This is a genomic window from Pseudomonas sp. H9, assembly GCF_004353925.1.
GTDB lineage: Bacteria > Pseudomonadota > Gammaproteobacteria > Pseudomonadales > Pseudomonadaceae > Aquipseudomonas.
This window is the reverse complement of the sequence record NZ_SMOK01000010.1, coordinates 147066-163517: the sequence shown is the minus strand read 5'-3', so window position 1 is coordinate 163517 and position 16452 is coordinate 147066. Positions and strand designations below refer to the sequence as shown.

The following is a 16452-nucleotide window of genomic DNA, read 5'->3' as shown; positions in this document are numbered from 1 at the left end:
CGCTCGTTTTTTGACCGAGGCTGTTATGCCGTCCACCCCGTTCACTGTTGAAGTGCTGCAAACCGGCGCGGAACACGCCGAACTGATCCGCAATCTGTACCAGTTCTATGCCTATGAGTCCTCGGATTGGGAACAAGAAGATGTGGAGGTCGATGGCCGTTTCTACATCCATGAAGAGCACCTGATCCGCTATTGGCAAGAACCGCAGTGGAGTGCCAACCTGATTCTGGTCGACGGGTTCATTGCCGGTTTCCTGCTGGTCGAGCGCAGCGAGTTTGCCGCTCTCAATGCCCTGGAGCTGGCCGACCTGTTCATTCTCAAGCGCTACCGGCGCAAAGGCATTGGCCGCGCCGTTGCCAGCCAGATACTGATGAGCGGGGAGAGCGACTGGTTGGTGCGTTTCTACGACCAGGACGAAACCGCCCAAGCGTTCTGGCGTAGCGTACTCGACAACCTGCCGCGCCCGGTTCGCACCATCGAGCTGGATGATGAGCCCGAGCTGATCAGCTACCTGGTCACCCGCGCAGTGCACTGACCCCTCGGTGGGAGCGGGCTTGCCCCGCGATAGCAATCTAGCTGACACACCACTATCGCGGGGCAAGCCCGCTCCTACAGCAACAGGTTTTAGCCATTCGTCGCAATAGCTGCTGGGGGTGGTTGACGATGCCGTCTGCTTGATTGAATATTAATCCATCGCATGCGATCTAATCGCTAGCGACAAAACACAAAGCCCCCCCAGAGGAACACCCCATGAGCAAGATCGACAAAGTCCTGGTAACCGGTAAAACCCACACCACCCTCAGCGTTGCCGGTACCACCGCACGTGGCCTGGATATTCAGCTCTCGTCGCCGGGCGCCAGTAAACCCGCCCATGTGTTCAACGCCATCCAGCCACATCCAACGGCTGAACAGTTGTTCTCCGGGGCATGGTCGGCCTGTTACATCGCGGCAGTGGAACTGGTAGCCAAAGAGATGAAGGTGGCGTTGCCTGCCGGCCTTGCGGTAGAAATCGAGGTCGATCTTGGCCAGACCGGCAAGGACTACTTGCTCCAGGCCCGGCTCACTGCCCATTTGCCAGGCTTGGACCCTGAAGTCGCCCATGCATTGGTACATGCTGCCGATCAGGTGTGCCCGTATTCCAAAGCCACACGCGGCAACATTGACGTGACGCTGACGGCGATCACCGCGTGACTTGACGTCGCTGCGCAGGGACGAGACGATCAGCTTGGTCGCACGCGATTAAATCGCGTGAAACCAAAGACAGCGAAGGCCAGGTGAACTCACCTGGCCGTTCTGCGTTTCGCTCCAGCCAACCAGGAACAGGCCATGAAACCCACCGACCCAGCAATGCCTGCAGATTTGAAACTCTCCGAGTTTCTGTGTTTTGCGGTGTATTCGACCAACCTTGCGTTCGGCAAGGCGTACAAACCAAAGCTCGAACGCCTGGGCCTGACCTACACCCAATACATCACCCTCGTTGCCTTGTGGGAGCAAGACGATCAGACCGTCGGCAGCCTGGGTGAAAAGCTGTTTCTGGAATCCAACACCCTCACACCGATCCTCAAGAAACTCGAAGGCATGGGCTATGTGCAGCGCCAACGTGACCCTGAAGATGAACGCCAGGTACGCATTCGTCTCACCCCTGAAGGTCGGCAATTAGGCGGCGAGCGCTCGGATGTCGACCTGTTCGAAGCCACCGGCCTCACGGCGCAAGAGTTCTCGCAGATTCAGGGCGCGGTGGTGAAGCTGCGCGACAACTTGATCCGCTCGTTGAAGGATCGGGAGTGAAGGGCTGTCTGCCCGTGAAAATAATGGTATTTGCGCTGTCCCTTTTTTTTCGCTCGGTTGTCATCAAGGGCAAGTGAATCCACAAGAGTGTGCAACATGCCCGCAGTGACCCGCCGCCCGGCGCATCTGGCGTCTTCGTTTTCGTATTCTTCGTTGTACTTGAGCCTGATGCTCGGCTGCGCCGCATTGGCGCCACAGGTGGCCATCGCCGAGGGCGAGCAGCGCAGCTACAAGGTGCCCGCAGGCGACCTGGGGACGGCGTTGATTCGCTTCGCCGGCCAGGCTGGGGTCAGTGTTTCGGTGCAGCCGGGGTTGGTCAATGGGCGCCACAGCGCCGGGCTGTCTGGTGAGTACAGCGTCGATGAGGGCTTTGCCCGCTTGCTGCAGGGCAGCGGCTTGCAATTGCAGCCGGTCAGTGCCCAGACCTATACCCTGGTGCCGGCGCCGGAGCGTTCCGATGCCCTGGAGATCGCCCCCACCAGTATCCTCAGCCATACCCACAGTGATCTGGACGCTGAGCGTTATGCCGGTGGGCAGGTGGCCCGCCGCGGTTCGCAGGGCATGCTGGGCTCGCGGGACTTCATGGAAACCCCTTTCAGCATGACCACCTACACCAGCGAGGCGGTGCAGAACCAACAGGCGCGAACCTTGGGCGATCTGATCGCCAGCGATCCGTCGGTACGGGCGACCAACCCTGCCGGTGGGCGTTTCGAACAGTTCACCATCCGTGGTTTCAGCCTGTTCAACAGCGATGTTGCCTACAACGGTTTGTACGGCGTGCTGCCGACCTATTCGATTGATATGGAAATGGCCGACCGGGTGGATGTCATCAAGGGGCCAAACCAGCTGATCAATGGTATTTCGCCGCGCGGCAGTGTTGGCGGTGGCATCAACGTGGTGCCCAAGCGCGCGGGCGACACGCCGATCACCGAGTTCACCGGCAGCTACGTGTCAGACAGCCAGGTAGGCGGGGCGGTGGACGTTGGGCGGCGCTTCGGTGACCAGCAGCAATTCGGCGTACGCTTCAATGGCGTTAAACAGTCGGGCGATACCGAGTGGGACCATCAGCAAGTGAGTCGTGACCTGGCTGTGCTGGGCCTGGACTTTCGCGGCGAGCGGCTGCGCCTGTCGGCGGATATCGGCCGCAGTGAGCGCGATACCGACGCGCCCCAGGAACGGGTGATTGTCGGCGCCAACGCCAAAGTACCTGACGCTAACGATGTGCGGCGCAATTATGCCCAGGCCTGGAGCAAAGCCCGCACTAACGATACCTTCGGCACGCTCACCGGGGAGTACGACCTGAGCGATTCGCTGATGGCCTATGCGGCGGTCGGCGCGCGCAAAAGCAACCACGACTTTTTGCGCCATAACGTGCCGGTCTCCAACGATGCCGGTGATTTCAACGTGCAGCCGCGCGACTTCACCCGTGATGAAAACGTCAAAACCGCCACGCTGGGCCTGCGCAACTGGTTCCACACCGGCGCGGTGAGCCATGAAGTGAATCTGGCGGCCAACTATTACTACATGGACTTCGAGAACGGCGGTGCGCGTTATGCCTCAGCGCCCAGCAACCTCTACAACCCACGCCCCACGCCCACGCCAGGAACGCCCACTCGCCAAGATGAAAAGGCCTACACCGAAAACCGCTTCAGCAGCGTGGCGCTGGCCGATACCCTCGGCTTTTTCGACGACCGCGTGCTGCTGACCCTGGGGGCCCGCTGGCAGCGGGTGAAGGTCGATGACTGGAGCGACGGTGTCAAAGGCGCTACCGCCTACGACGAAGAAAAGCTCTCGCCGTCGGGCGGAGTCCTGTTCAAGGCCACGGATCGGCTTTCTCTGTATGCCAATTACATGGAAGGCTTGAGCCAGGGCAAGATCGCGCCATCGACCGCGATCAACGAAGACCAGATATTCCCGCCGTTCATCAGCCGTCAGGTCGAAGTCGGGGCCAAATATGACCTGGGTACTTTTGCCCTGACTGCCGCCGCGTTTCGTATCAAACAGCCGGCCTACGAAACCAACAGCACCACGCGGGTATTCGGCCCGAACGGTAAACGCGAAAACAAGGGTGTTGAGCTGAGCGTATTCGGTGAGCCACTGCCAGGCTTTCGTCTGCTGGGCGGTGTGATGTACATCGACAGCGAGCTCAAGGACACCTTGGGCGGTCGCTTCGACGGTCATCGCGCCCCGGCAACCCCGGAGTACAACGTCAACCTCGGTGCCGAGTGGGACGTACCGGGCCTCTCAGGCTTGACCCTGACCGCACGCGGTATCCACTCCAGCTCGCAGTACCTGGATCAGGCCAACAGCAAGCAGATTGACGGCTGGGAACGCTTCGATGCCGGGGCCCGCTATGCCTTCAAGGTCGACGGCAAGGCCATTACCTTGCGCGCCAGCGTCGAGAACCTGCTGGATGACCGTTACTGGGCGTCGGCGGGTGCCTCCGACGACAGCGAGGCCGGGCTGACGCTGTCTACCCCAAGGACCTATCTGTTGTCGGCAAGCCTGGGCTTTTGAGCCCGGGGCGTTTCGTCGTTGCTGTCGTGCACCTGCCTTGACCTGTTGCTGGCGTTGGCTATCGTTTTTTAATGGTGCCGGGTGTGGTCGCCCGGCATCGCCCACGGCCTATGCCGGGCGACACGCCCTAGAGGTGCCGACATGTCGTACAAAGACGACTTTACCAATGCTCAAGGGTGGTCGGCAGTCGATGTAAGCACCCGTCTCAATACCACTTCAGGCAAGACCTTCCTGAGCTTCTTGCGCAGCCAGGGCGTCGATACCCTGATTCGTTATTACGCCAGCTCGGTCAGGCCCAAGACCCTGACCACCGCCGAAGCCCGATTTCTGAGCAAGGAAGGCTTTGCAATCTTGCCGGTGTATCAGGACAGCAGCCGTAAGATCGAACATTTCTCCACCCAGCAGGGCAAAGACAACGCCAACAGTGCCATGGACTTTGCCAAGCTGATCGGTCAGCCCAAAGGCAAGGGCAGTACCATTCTGTTTGCCGTGGATGCCGACTATGTGGGCCATGAAATCGATGGGCCGATACTCGACTATTTCCAGGCGGTGAAAAACCAGATCGGCGACGCCTTTACCATTGGTGCCTATGGCAGTGGCGCGGTGCTTTCCAAGCTGTTGGCTGAGGGCTTGATCAGCGTGCCGTGGATCTCGATGTCGCGGCTGTTCACCGGCACCGAGGCGTTTTTCTATTCCGGGCGTTGGGCGATGCGTCAGGTGCCACCTGACCTGACCCATGAGCTGTCGGGCATTGGCTATGATCGCAATGTCATCAAGGTGCCGCGGCAAACACTGGGTGCCTTTGTGGTCGACGAGCAGGGTAAGGGGGCACTGGCCTGGGACGAAGAGCTGGATGCCACGTTGGGTGGCAACCCGCAGGCGCCAATCAACGAGCCGGTGCAGGCCGGCGAGCGCTTTGTCACCACCGAAGGGGTGCGTCTGCGTGAGGCCCCCAACAGCACCATCCTGCGTGACCTGACCCTCGGTGAGAAGGTCGCCGACCTTGGCCCTTCGACTGAAGCGGGATGGCGCAAGGTCCGGATCGGCATGGAGGAGGGCGTGGTGTTCGGCAAGTACCTGCGCGCGCCGCAGCGCCCGGAAGTGGAAGCCCTGCTGCGTGCGGCGCTGAACGAATGGTTGCGTTTCGACAAAGGCCAGGCGGATGAGCGTACATCGCCGTACTTCACCTATGTCCGCGAAATGTGGGCGGCCATCGGTGAGCCGTATGATGGACGCAGCCGCTATCCCAACGGTGAGGAAGTGCCGTGGTCGGCGGCGTTCATCTCCTGGGTGGTGCGCAAAGCCGGCCCTGCTTACGCCAACTTCAGGTTTGCCGCCAGCCATTCGGCGTTCGTCAACAACGCCATCAAGGCAAGGGTCACCGAGCGCCTGGATAAACCGTTCTGGGGCTATCGCATCAACGAACAAAAACCGGAACTGGGCGACATCATCCAACGCAATCGCAGCTCAGGCAGCTTTACTTATTCCTATGCCGAGAACCATGCCAGCTACATCAGCCACTCCGACATCGTGGTGGAGGTCACCCCCGATGTGGTGCGGGTACTGGGTGGCAATGTCAGTGATACGGTCAGCTTGGGCGGCGACCTGCAAGAGTACCGGCTGGATGCCGAGGGGTACATTGAAGCGGGGCAGCGGGTGATTGCACTGCTTAAAAACCGTGCCGGCCTGACGCGTTGACCTGTGGGGGGGAAACTCAGGGGCGCTGTGCCTGAGATCAATGAATGCCGCGGGTAAAAACGACTACGCTGCATCGCAGGGAAGCAACCGAACGGCAGTGCTCATGAGTCAATCCAGTTCTGTGTCCATCGGCCTGCGTGGCCTGATTTTGATTCTTGTTCTGCTGGCGGTACTGGCAACCTTGTGCAACAGCTTATGGGTGGCCTACGGGGTGCAGCGCGATGCTTTGGTGCATTCGGCGCTGCAAGCCAATCAAGCCTATGCCGCCAAGGCGGCTTCCGGCATCGAGCAGTTCCTCACCTCGGCACACAGCCGCTTGAGTTACAGCAGCCAACGCCTGGGGCGTCATTTTGATGATCCGCACCTGCGCCAGGAAGAGGCTCAGCGCCTGCAGGCAGAAGACACAGCCTTCAATGCCGTGCTGATCATCGATGCCAATGGCCGCGCCTTGCACATGTACCCGCCACAGGAGCCGATCGTCGGCAGCACGTTGAGCAGCGAAGAAGTGGTGCAGGCGCTGCGGGAGCGGCGGCCGATGGTCAGTCGTGCCTATGTGAGTGCGGCAGGTAACCTGATCGTGTTTATCACACAACCGATCTTCAGCCCTTCCGGAAAGTTTCTCGGCATCATCGGCGCGTCGGTGTTCCTGCGCCAGCACGGTATCTTGCACACGTTGATCAGCAGCCACTATTTGCCGGGGGCTGCCTATGCGTTTGTAACCGACGAGCAGCGGCGCCTGCTGTACCACGTTAATCACCTGAAAATCGGCGAGGTACTGGGTGAGACTGCAACCGTTGATGCAGCATTGCGCGGTGAGCGCGGTCCGATGGAGACCGTCAACTATCAGGGCGTGCCCGTGCTGGCAGGCTTTGCACTAGTACCCGGCGTCAACTGGGCGGTGGTGGCGCAACAGCCGCGTGAGCAGGCGCTGGCACCACTGGCGCAGTTACTGCGGGACATGTTGCTTAAAATCATTCCCGCTGGCCTGGTAGGGTTGCTAGCGATCTGGCTGGCCACACAACTGATTTCCCGCCCCTTGCGGCAGTTGGCCGACAGCGCCGAACAACTGTCGGCGCCGCAGGCGTCTGAGCAGTTGCAAGGGATCAAGGCGTGGTACGTCGAGGCGGCGGCCATCCGCCGGGCGCTGCTTAGCGGGGTGCAATTGCTGCAGCAGAAGCTCGGCCATTTGCGCCGCCAGGCGCAAAGCGACCCGTTGACGGGCCTGGCCAACCGCCGGGCCATGGACGAGGCGTTGCAGACCCTCACCCAGGCGCAGGTGGACTACGCCGTGCTCGCGCTGGACATCGACTTTTTCAAGCGGGTCAACGACACCTTTGGCCATGATATCGGCGATGAAACCCTCAAGCAGGTGGCCGCGATCATTGCGCACAGTTCAAGGGACAATGACCTGGCCTGCCGTGCAGGCGGTGAGGAGTTCACCCTGATATTGCCGGGTACAGATCTGCGCGCCGCCAGCGACATCGCCGAGCGCATCCGCCACAGCATTGCGACGACGCAAATTCTACCGTCCGGAACCTTGACCATCTCCATTGGCGTTGCCTGCCGCAGCGATGACACGCCAACCGCGGAGGCCATCCTCAAACGTGCCGACGAGCGCCTCTATCACGCTAAGCAAACCGGTCGTAACCGGGTGGTGGCCGGTTAAGCCTCAGCCCGTGAGCCGCACCGGTGTGCGGTTGCGCCGGCTATCAAGGCTGTTCAGGGGATTGTCCAGGCGAGTTGGCGACTCCCCGGTCAGCTGGTTCAACAGGGCGATAAGCTCCTCACCGTAGACCTCACCGCGCTGATGCAGCAGCTGCGCCACGGCACTGAGTGCGGCCCAGTATCGGCGCACCAGGCACCCTGCGCGGGCGATGGCGAGGGCTTCGGCGCCCTGCACCTTGCGTGCCGGTAGCAGGGCGATCAGTTCCATGGCTCGCTGACGGTCACCGGCGCCGCTGCGGGTGATGCAGCGTTCCGAGGGGCTGTGCCGGTAGATCGCTTCGGCAACCGGCCCGGCCAGGCAATGGACGAGGTCGCGCTCTATGGCGTCGACCATCGAAGGCAGGTATTCGGCAATCCCCGGTGGTTCGAACGCGGGCAGCGGCACCAGGTATTCCGCTTCGACCAGGCCCTTGACGTGCAGCAGATTGCCACGCAGATCGGCCATCGGCCCAAGCAGCGCTTCGGCACGGGTGCGCACGGTCACACGCTTGATGCGCTGGCCGTTCCACCAGAAAGCCAGAACATGGCCGGCTTCGTGGAAGGCGGTGCAGCGCGGGCGCGTGTTCATGGTCCGGGCCTCATGGGTGCTGGAAGCTCTTCACACGATCTGCCTGCGCCAGGGGCTTCGTACAAGAGATTTTAACTATCAGGGCGCAAGAGTACGGCTATCACCAACCTTTACTATTCGGAGCGCCCGCTGGGGTCTCGGTCGTGGGTGTAGCGCCGGTTAAGCGCAAACGCCGGTAGCCAGGACTCGCGCCGAACGGTCCAGCTTTCGTAGGTGGGGACCAGTTGGTCCGGCGCATCCAAAGCACCGAGGTGCACTTCGATTTCGTCACCGCTGCAGGCGAACACCGATGAGCCGCAGCGCGGGCAGAAATGCCGGCCGCCGTAGTCATGTGTTTCCCCTTCGACCGTCACCGCGTCCTGCGCAAACACCGCGCAGGCATTGAACAGCGCGCCGTGATGCTTGCGGCAGTCCAGGCAGTGGCAAATGCCGACCCGATAGGGCCGTCCCGAGGTCACGAAGCGTACGTTGCCGCACAGGCAACCGCCGGTTAATGAGGTCATGTCGCGTCTCCACCGTAATCGCGGGGCAAGCCCGCTCCCACCGAAGGTAGTTGCTTGCGGCTCGGCAAAATGCACCGGCAAAAAGCCGACGTAGGCACCGCAGATGATCATGGCGCAGCCTTGCTCACGGTAGGAGCGGGCTTGCCCCGCGATAGCGATCTATCTAACACACCGCAATCGCGGGGCAAGCCCGCTCCCACCGAAGGTAGTTGCTTGCGGCTCGGCAAAGTGCTCCGGCAAAAAGCCGACGTAGGCACCGCAGATGATCATGGCCGCAGCCTTACTCACGGTAGGAGCGGGCTTGCCCCGCGATAGCGATCTATCTGACACACCGCAATCGCGGGGCAAGCCCGCTCCTACAGAAGGCAGTTGTTTCCATACGGTAGCAGAGCCGCGACTACAGCGTGTGATGCATGCACGCCGCAAGGTCTTCGAGGAAGGCGTCGAGGATCGGCGGCGATACACCACGCCGGGTGATCACATCGAACGGCGAGGTCAGGTCCAGGGTACTGGCGCCCAGGCGGCGCATCTCGCCGGTCTTCACCCATTGCTCGGCAAAGTGCACCGGCAAAAAGCCGACGTAGGCACCGGAAATGATCAGAATCGCCGCCGCCTCGATGTTCTCGACCGTGGCCGCAGCCTTGCTCACGCCCAGTTGTTCCAGGTCGTACTGGTGCATGTAGCCGCGCACCACGATGCGGCTGCTGCGCACCTCTTCAAGCAGCCGGCCATTCGACGCAGTGCTGGCGTACAGCGGGTGGCGGCGACCACAGTACAAACCCAGCGCTTCGTCATACAACGGCAGGTACGACAGCCCCGGCACGTGCAGGGGAAAGTGGCCGATGGCAAGGTGCAGGCGACCGTCGAGCACACGCTCTTCCAGCTCTGCCGGTGCGCCAATGTAGATGTGCAGATGGGCGTCGTGGCCACGCGAGACGAAGCGTTGGGTGGTGCGCGGCAGCGGAGAGGCGGGGTCGGTCAGGGTCGAGTCGATGATGCCGAGGTTGAGCTTGCCGCTGATGTGTTGTTTGAGCACATCGGCGTCCATGCAAAAACTCTCCACCGCGCTGAGCAGGCGCAAGGTCGCTTCATGAATGGCAATGCCTTGCTCGGTCAGGCGAAAGCCACTGCGCCCCCGTTGGCAGAGTTTGACCCCGAGGCGGGTTTCCAGGTGGGTCATCTGCTCACTGATGGTCGACTGGCCGGCATTGAGCGCGGCCTGGGCGGCAGAAAAACCACCGCAGCGGACGATGGTGGTGAATACCCTGAGGAGTTTCAGATCGACATCGTGCAGCTGGATCACCGGCACCTCCGGTCCGGACATCACATCGCGGTTGCTGATATGAATTGTCGGACAATGTGTTTTTTTCTCAAGCTAACCACGTGCGTGTGGCGTCCGCAATCCTTGGCGATTCAAAAAAATCCCGGCATCGGCGCTGGCGTTGCCGTGTTCAGAGGCACTCAGGCGAATACTTCGGCCTCGGCGATGTATGCATCTGCACTTGCGCATTTTTCCCGTGTTGGACTGCAGCCATAGTGGTTTCAACGGTGGTCGAGCAGTCGCCCCGTCTCCTGACCAGAACAATAATTGGAGAAACTCGAACATGGCTAAGCACGGTTATGAATCCGGCCGCTTGAACCTACCCTTCGTGGGCCATTGCACCTTCGCCAAGTCGCCGATCTGCACCGATTGGAATGCAATCGACGCCGACGTGGCGATTCTCGGTGCCCCCAACGACATGGGCACCCAATGGCGCTCCGGTGCCCGTTTCGGGCCACGTGGCATTCGTGAGGCATCGACGCTGTTCTCTTTCGGTCATTCCGGCGCTTACGACTTCGAAGATGACGTCACCTACCTGACCGAAGACCAGTTGCGCATGGTGGACGTCGGTGATGCCGACATCGTCCACACCGACCAGGCCAGCAGTAACGCCAATATCGAGTTTGCCGTGCGCCAGATCCTCGCGGCCGGTGCCATGCCGGTGGTGCTCGGTGGTGACCACTCGATCCATGCGCCGGTGATCAAGGCCTTCGAAGGCCGTGGCCCGATCCATATCGTGCATTTCGACGCACACCTGGACTTCGTCGATGAACGCCACGGCGTCCGTTATGGCCACGGTAGCCCGCTGCGCCGTGCCTCGGAACTCGACCACATCGTTGGCATGACCCAGATGGGTATTCGCAACGTGTCGTCGTCCAACCGCGACGACTACGATGCCGCCCGCGAAGCGGGTTCGCAGATTCTCTCGGTTCGTGACGTACGCCGCCTGGGCTGTGAAGGTGTGCTGGCGAAAATCCCGGAAGGCCGCGACTACTACATCACCATCGATATCGACGGCTTCGACCCCTCCATCGCTCCCGGCACCGGCACCCCGAGCCACGGTGGCTTCCAGTATTACGAAGTGCTGGAAATCATCCAGGCCCTGGCCAAGCGCAGTCAGGGCCGCATCGTCGGCATGGACCTGGTGGAAGTGGCCCCGGCCTACGACCCTGCCGGTGTCACTTCGATCCTGGCCGCGCAACTGCTGATGAACAGCATTGGTTTCATCTTCCATGCCCGCGCCCGTGCGCGCTGATCTGGAGAACCTTCCGTGGACAACAAGGTAAAAACCTACCTGCAGGCTTGGGGTGTATCCGAAGCCACCCAACGTTTCCTCTCCAAGGCGCAACGCATGTTCATTGGCGGCGTTTGGCTTGAGGCCAGCGATGGCGCCAGCGCCGAGGTGATCGAGCCTTCCACCGAGAGCGTGCTGACGCGCATCCCGATGGGCACCGCCGCCGACCTGGACCGCGCCGTGCAGGCTGCCCGTGCGCAGTTCGACGGTGGCCCGTGGAGCCAGCTCAAACCGTTGGAACGTGAACGCCTGATTCACCGCCTGGCCGACCTGGTCGACGCCAACGCCCAAGAGCTGGCCGAAATCGAATCGATCGACATGGGCAAGTCGGTTGCCCAGGCCCGCGCCGTGGACATTCAAGGCACGGTCGATACCCTGCGGTACTTCGCCGGCTGGGCCACTAAGATTCACGGCCGCACGGTGGAGCCATCGTTGCCGGGTAACTACCTGGCCTATACCCGCAAAGAGGCGGTCGGCGTGGTCGGGGCGATCGTGCCGTGGAACTTCCCGCTGCAAACCATGGCCTGGAAGCTCGGCGCGGCGTTGGCCACTGGCTGTACTGTGGTGGTAAAGCCAGCGGAACTGACCTCACTGTCTGCCTTGCGCTTCGCCGAACTGGTGCAAGAGGCGGGCATTCCCGACGGCGTGCTGAACATCGTCACCGGGCGCGGCAGCGTAGTGGGCACGGCGATGTCCAGTCATCCGGGGATCGACAAGCTGAGTTTCACCGGCTCCACGCCTGTGGGATGCTCAGTGGGTAAGTCGGCCATGGACCAGATGAAGCGCCTGACCCTGGAGCTGGGCGGCAAGTCGCCGGTGATCGTGTTCGCCGATGCCGACATCGAGGCGGCAGCGATTGCCGTAGCCAACGGTGTGTTCTTCAACTCGGGGCAGGTGTGCGATGCCGGTACCCGCGCATACGTCCAGCGCAGCGTCTACCCGCAGTTCCTGGAAGCCCTGGCGCGTTACACGGCAACGCTGAAAATCGCCCCGGGCCTGGATCCGGACTGCTTCATAAGCCCCATGGTGTCGCGTCAGCAACAGCAACGGGTGCTGGAGTACATCGCGCTTGGCAAGGCCGAAGGCGCACGGCTGTACTACGGTGGCGAGCCGGTCGAAGGGTCGGGCTTCTACGTGCAACCGACGATCTTCGCTGACTGCGACAACAGCATGCGCATCGTCCGCGAAGAGATTTTCGGCCCGGTGCTGGTGACGCAAGCGTTCGACACCCAGGCGCAGGCCGAAGCGCTGGCCAATGACTCGGCGTTCGGCCTGGCGGCGGCGATCTACTCCAACGACCTGGGCAAGGTTCATGGGCTGATCCCGCGCCTGCGCGCCGGCACGGTGTACGTCAACGCCCACAGCACCCTCGACCCGGCGATGCCATTCGGCGGCTACAAACAGTCGGGCTACGGCAAGGACCTGGGTGCCGAACAACTGGAGTTTCTGCTGGAGACCAAGGCGGTCTGGATCACCTTGCCCTGAGGATCAGGGTGCACCTGCGCCGCTGACGGTTGGCGAGCGGCGCAGGTGAGTGGATGCATCGTATTTCAAGAACAAGAACCTATCGAGGTGATGCCCATGAACAGCCAAGTGGATGCAGAGCGTGCGCAAGATCTGGAACGGCGCCTGCGCGCCTATGAAGAACTGGAAAGGCGAGGGGACTGGCAGGGTGCTCTGAACGTTGTTGACTGTATTGCCCTGTTGCTGCTGACGACGGTAATGGTCGCTGGGGCCTTACTGCTCGGAGGCCAGCCATGAACCCGTCCCGAGAGCAAGAGTTTCGCCTGAGCGCCGAGCGGGGCGACACGCCGTTGCTGCCCAGTGAGCGGGTTTGGGGCTTCTGGGGCTACGCCTATGCCAACTCGGCGTTGGCCGTGGCCACCTGGGTGTTCCTGATCGGTGGCGCGACCGCGCTGTTTGTCGGGCCGATGCAAGGCATTGCCGCGATTGTCATCGGTAACATCATCGGGGTGATTCTCGCCGCCTGTTCGACGTGCTTGCCGTGCGGCAAATACGGCGTCGAGCAGTTCACCTTCCTGCGCAGCATGTTCGGCCACAACGGCAGCCGGCTGGTCTACATCCTTTCTGTGGTGGTGTTGACCATGGGCTGGCTGGCGGTGCTCGGGTTGATGTGCGGGCGGGCGCTGGACAACCTGGAAACCCTGGTGCAGCACAGTGAGCCGGACGGCGATGGCTGGTTGGTGACGGCGGGTGCCTTGTTGGCCATTGTGCTGGCGGCGTTGGTGGCCATGCGCGGCCCCGACATGATCCGGCGCCTGAGTGCATTGATCGCACCCAGCCTGATCCTGGTCATGCTGGCGTTGATGTACTTCATCTTCCAGCGTCACAGCCTCGCGCAACTGCTGGCCATGCCGCCGCTGCAACCACCGTTCGGCGACCAGCGCGTCAACTTCATGATCGCAGTGGAGATCAACATCGCTGCAGGCTTCTCCTGGTGGCCCTACATCGGCAACCTGTCGCGCTTGTGCAGCAACCAGCGTACGGCGTTCTGGCCCAACCTGGTGGGTATTTTCGGTGCTGCGTCACTGGGTGAGACAGTCAGTCTGTTTGCTGCCTCGACCCTGGGCAGCAGTGACCCGACGGCCTGGATGCGCCTGGCTGGCGGCATGACCTTTGGGGTGATCGCGCTGAGCTTCCTGGCGCTGGCCAACCTCACCGGCATGGTCAATATCCTCTACACCGCAGTGATCGGCCTGCGCCAGATGGCCGGGGAGCGCTTGCGCAGCCTGGGTTGGGGCGTGCTGATCGGCCTGTTCTGCGTGATCCCGGTGGTGATCGTGCTGTGCTTTCCGGGGATCTACGACGGCTTCTTCATCTTCCTGGTGTGGACGTCGGCCCTCAACAGCGCCCTGGCCGGTATCGGCATCGCCGATTACTTCTTCCTGCGTCGGCAACGCCTGAACCTGCGCCATCTGTATGCCGCGCCAGAAACGTCGCCGGTGCGCTTCTACAAGGGCTTCAACCCGATTGCACTGCTGGCCCTGGTGGCGGGCTTTGCCATCTACGTGGTGGTGTTCAACCCGCAGACGCTGGCCCATACCAACTTCTTCACCTTCGCCAGCGCATCGCTGCCGTCGTGCCTGCTGGCAGGGTTGGTGCACTACGGCTTGACCCGACTGCTGGCAACACGCCCGGGCTGGGGCAGCTACCCCAAGGGCAATGAACGCAACATCGAGGCCGCGGGCCTCGGCGCAAAGGACTAGAACAATGAACAATAAACGTTACGACTACATCATCATCGGTGCAGGTTCTGCGGGCTGTGTGCTGGCCAGCCGGCTCACCGAAGACGCGGGCACTTCGGTGCTGGTGTTGGAATTTGGCGGCAGCGACCGCAGCGTGCTGATCCAGATGCCCAGCGCCTTCTCATTGCCGATGAACACAAAAAAGTACAACTGGCGCTACGAGACCGATGCCGAGCCGCACCTCGATGGCCGGCGCTTGCACTGCCCGCGGGGCAAGGTGCTCGGCGGGTCGTCGTCGATCAATGGCCTGGTGTACATCCGTGGCCATGCCTGCGACTTTGATGAGTGGGAAAGCCTGGGCGCGAAGAACTGGGGCTACCGGCATTGCCTGCCGTATTTCAAACGCGCCGAAGGCTATAAGTTCGGCGGCGATGACTACCGCGGCGGCGCCGGCCCGCTGGCCACCAACAACGGCAACAACATGCAGAACCCGCTGTACGGTGCCTGGGTGGAGGCGGGCGCTGAAGCCGGTTACATCAAGACCGACGACTGCAACGGCTACATGCAGGAAGGCTTTGGGGCCATGCACATGACGGTCAAGGATGGCGTGCGTTGGTCCACCGCCAATGCCTACCTGCGCCCGGCCATGGAGCGTCCGAACCTGACCGTGGTCACCCATGCCATGACCCGGCGCATCCTGCTCGACGGCAAACGTGCGGTGGGTGTTGAGTACGATGAAGGCGGGCAAACCCATAAGGTCTACTGCAACCGCGAGGTGCTGGTGTCTTCGGGCCCGATCGGTTCGCCGCACCTGTTGCAGCGCTCGGGGATCGGCCCGCAAGAGGTGCTGAAACAAGCCGGTATCGAAGTGCGTCACCACCTGCCGGGCGTCGGTGAGAACCTGCAGGACCACTCGGAAATCTACATCCAGTACGCCTGCAAAGAGCCGGTTACCCTCAACGGCAAAATGAGCCTGTTCGGCAAGGCCATGATTGGCTTGCGCTGGCTGCTGTTCAAAGACGGCCTGGGGGCCAGTAACCATTTCGAAGCGGGCGGCTTCATCCGTTCGGCCAAGGGCCTGCGCTGGCCAGACATCCAGTTTCACTTCCTGCCAGCGGCCATGCGTTATGACGGCGACAAACCGTTCAAAGGCCATGGTTTCATGGTGCTGACCGGACCGAACAAACCCAAGAGCCGGGGCTATGTGCGGGCGCTGTCGGCCGACCCCTATCAGCATCCGCAAATTCGCTTCAACTACCTGGAGAGCGAAGAAGACCGTGAAGGCTTCCGTCGTTGTGTGCGCCTGACCCGGGAAATTCTCGCGCAGCCGGCCATGGACCGTTTCCGTGGTGAGGAGCTGGCGCCAGGACCGCAGGTGCAGACCGACGCCGAGATCGACGCTTTTGTGCGCGCCAACATGGAAAGCACCATGCACCCCTGTGGCTCTTGCCGCATGGGCGAGGACGACATGGCGGTGGTCGATTCCGCGCTGCGGGTGCGTGGCCTGCAAGGGTTGCGGGTGATCGACTCGTCGGTGTTCCCTACCGAGCCGAACGGCAACCTCAATGCGCCGACCATCATGCTGGCCGAGCGGGCGGCAGATCTGGTACGCGGGCGTGAGCCGCTGGCGCCGGCCGATGTACCGGTCGGCATGGTGGGGGATTGGCAAGAACAACAGCGCAGTCGGGCTCCAGTGCGGGCTATGCGGTAGTGATCGCGGGGCAAGCCCGCTCCCACAGGTGATGTGTTGCTTCTGTGGGAGCGGGCTTGCCCCGCGAAAGCGGACTGATTGCGCTCCATCGTAACGAAATCATTCCAGTGCAGCGAGAGGC

14 protein-coding genes are annotated in these 16452 nt (G+C 61.8%); 11 read left to right on the top strand and 3 right to left on the bottom strand.

What is annotated here, in order from left to right; translation table 11 throughout:
- Window positions 1–25: 25 nt before the first annotated feature.
- The 6 genes from E1573_RS07820 to E1573_RS07795 all read left to right on the top strand — a co-directional run bounded on the left by E1573_RS07820 (window position 26) and on the right by E1573_RS07795 (window position 7669).
- On the top strand, window positions 26–535 hold the full coding sequence (locus E1573_RS07820; RefSeq protein WP_133212291.1) for a GNAT family N-acetyltransferase: 510 nt from the start codon (window positions 26–28) through the stop codon (window positions 533–535).
- A 215-nt stretch (window positions 536–750) separates the two neighbouring features.
- The gene (locus tag E1573_RS07815; protein ID WP_133212289.1) at window positions 751–1191 is read left to right on the top strand and encodes an Ohr family peroxiredoxin; all 441 of its coding nucleotides are present in this window, start codon (window positions 751–753) and stop codon (window positions 1189–1191) included.
- A gap of 135 nt (window positions 1192–1326) precedes the next feature.
- Window positions 1327–1788: a MarR family winged helix-turn-helix transcriptional regulator gene (locus tag E1573_RS07810; protein WP_133212287.1), complete on the top strand. Its 462-nt coding sequence runs from the start codon at window positions 1327–1329 to the stop codon at window positions 1786–1788.
- 96 nt (window positions 1789–1884) lie between these two features.
- Entirely contained in the window at window positions 1885–4305 is a 2421-nt protein-coding gene (locus E1573_RS07805) for a TonB-dependent receptor (RefSeq protein ID WP_133212285.1), read from the top strand.
- 141 nt (window positions 4306–4446) lie between these two features.
- Entirely contained in the window at window positions 4447–6003 is a 1557-nt protein-coding gene (locus E1573_RS07800; RefSeq protein ID WP_133212283.1) for a DUF2272 domain-containing protein, read from the top strand.
- Window positions 6004–6106: 103 nt separating this feature from the next.
- Window positions 6107–7669, top strand: coding sequence for a sensor domain-containing diguanylate cyclase (locus E1573_RS07795; protein WP_133212281.1), 1563 nt, complete (start codon window positions 6107–6109; stop codon window positions 7667–7669).
- A gap of 3 nt (window positions 7670–7672) precedes the next feature.
- Here the strand turns inward: E1573_RS07795 and E1573_RS07790 are convergent, their stop codons facing one another.
- The 3 genes from E1573_RS07790 to E1573_RS07780 all read right to left on the bottom strand — a co-directional run bounded on the left by E1573_RS07790 (window position 7673) and on the right by E1573_RS07780 (window position 10102).
- Window positions 7673–8296, bottom strand: a complete 624-nt coding sequence (locus tag E1573_RS07790; protein WP_133212279.1) for a hypothetical protein — start codon at window positions 8294–8296, stop codon at window positions 7673–7675.
- A gap of 113 nt (window positions 8297–8409) precedes the next feature.
- Window positions 8410–8799, bottom strand: a complete 390-nt coding sequence (locus E1573_RS07785; RefSeq protein ID WP_133212277.1) for a GFA family protein — start codon at window positions 8797–8799, stop codon at window positions 8410–8412.
- Window positions 8800–9196: 397 nt separating this feature from the next.
- Complete coding sequence (locus E1573_RS07780; RefSeq protein WP_133212417.1) at window positions 9197–10102, bottom strand: LysR family transcriptional regulator; 906 nt, start codon at window positions 10100–10102, stop codon at window positions 9197–9199.
- Window positions 10103–10403: 301 nt separating this feature from the next.
- On the opposite strand from E1573_RS07780, the gene speB reads away from it, so the two are divergent.
- The 5 genes from speB to betA all read left to right on the top strand — a co-directional run bounded on the left by speB (window position 10404) and on the right by betA (window position 16331).
- On the top strand, window positions 10404–11375 hold the full coding sequence (speB, locus tag E1573_RS07775) for an agmatinase (protein ID WP_133212275.1): 972 nt from the start codon (window positions 10404–10406) through the stop codon (window positions 11373–11375).
- Between the two features lie 15 nt (window positions 11376–11390).
- Window positions 11391–12899 carry an aldehyde dehydrogenase gene (locus E1573_RS07770; protein WP_133212273.1) on the top strand — a complete coding sequence of 503 codons (1509 nt, stop codon included), beginning with the start codon at window positions 11391–11393 and terminating at the stop codon, window positions 12897–12899.
- A gap of 96 nt (window positions 12900–12995) precedes the next feature.
- On the top strand, window positions 12996–13175 hold the full coding sequence (locus tag E1573_RS07765; RefSeq protein ID WP_133212271.1) for a hypothetical protein: 180 nt from the start codon (window positions 12996–12998) through the stop codon (window positions 13173–13175).
- A complete protein-coding gene (locus tag E1573_RS07760; protein ID WP_133212269.1) occupies window positions 13172–14641 on the top strand; it encodes a cytosine permease in 1470 nt (489 codons plus the stop codon). The genes E1573_RS07765 and E1573_RS07760 overlap by 4 nt, the downstream gene beginning before the upstream one ends.
- Window positions 14642–14645: 4 nt before the next feature.
- Window positions 14646–16331, top strand: a complete 1686-nt coding sequence (gene betA, locus E1573_RS07755) for a choline dehydrogenase (protein ID WP_133212267.1) — start codon at window positions 14646–14648, stop codon at window positions 16329–16331.
- Window positions 16332–16452: the final 121 nt, after the last annotated feature.

Excerpts from the sequence above, each read along its gene's own strand:
- E1573_RS07765 (WP_133212271.1), top strand. The coding sequence starts at position 12,996 with ATGAACAGCCAAGTGGATGCAGAGCGTGCGCAAGATCTGGAACGGCGC.
- E1573_RS07820 (WP_133212291.1), top strand. The coding sequence starts at position 26 with ATGCCGTCCACCCCGTTCACTGTTGAAGTGCTGCAAACCGGCGCGGAA.
- E1573_RS07795 (WP_133212281.1), top strand. The coding sequence starts at position 6,107 with ATGAGTCAATCCAGTTCTGTGTCCATCGGCCTGCGTGGCCTGATTTTG.
- E1573_RS07790 (WP_133212279.1), bottom strand. The coding sequence starts at position 8,296 with ATGAACACGCGCCCGCGCTGCACCGCCTTCCACGAAGCCGGCCATGTT.
- E1573_RS07760 (WP_133212269.1), top strand. The coding sequence starts at position 13,172 with ATGAACCCGTCCCGAGAGCAAGAGTTTCGCCTGAGCGCCGAGCGGGGC.
- E1573_RS07785 (WP_133212277.1), bottom strand. The coding sequence starts at position 8,799 with ATGACCTCATTAACCGGCGGTTGCCTGTGCGGCAACGTACGCTTCGTG.
- E1573_RS07815 (WP_133212289.1), top strand. The coding sequence starts at position 751 with ATGAGCAAGATCGACAAAGTCCTGGTAACCGGTAAAACCCACACCACC.
- E1573_RS07810 (WP_133212287.1), top strand. The coding sequence starts at position 1,327 with ATGAAACCCACCGACCCAGCAATGCCTGCAGATTTGAAACTCTCCGAG.
- E1573_RS07800 (WP_133212283.1), top strand. The coding sequence starts at position 4,447 with ATGTCGTACAAAGACGACTTTACCAATGCTCAAGGGTGGTCGGCAGTC.
- speB (WP_133212275.1), top strand. The coding sequence starts at position 10,404 with ATGGCTAAGCACGGTTATGAATCCGGCCGCTTGAACCTACCCTTCGTG.
- E1573_RS07805 (WP_133212285.1), top strand. The coding sequence starts at position 1,885 with ATGCCCGCAGTGACCCGCCGCCCGGCGCATCTGGCGTCTTCGTTTTCG.
- betA (WP_133212267.1), top strand. The coding sequence starts at position 14,646 with ATGAACAATAAACGTTACGACTACATCATCATCGGTGCAGGTTCTGCG.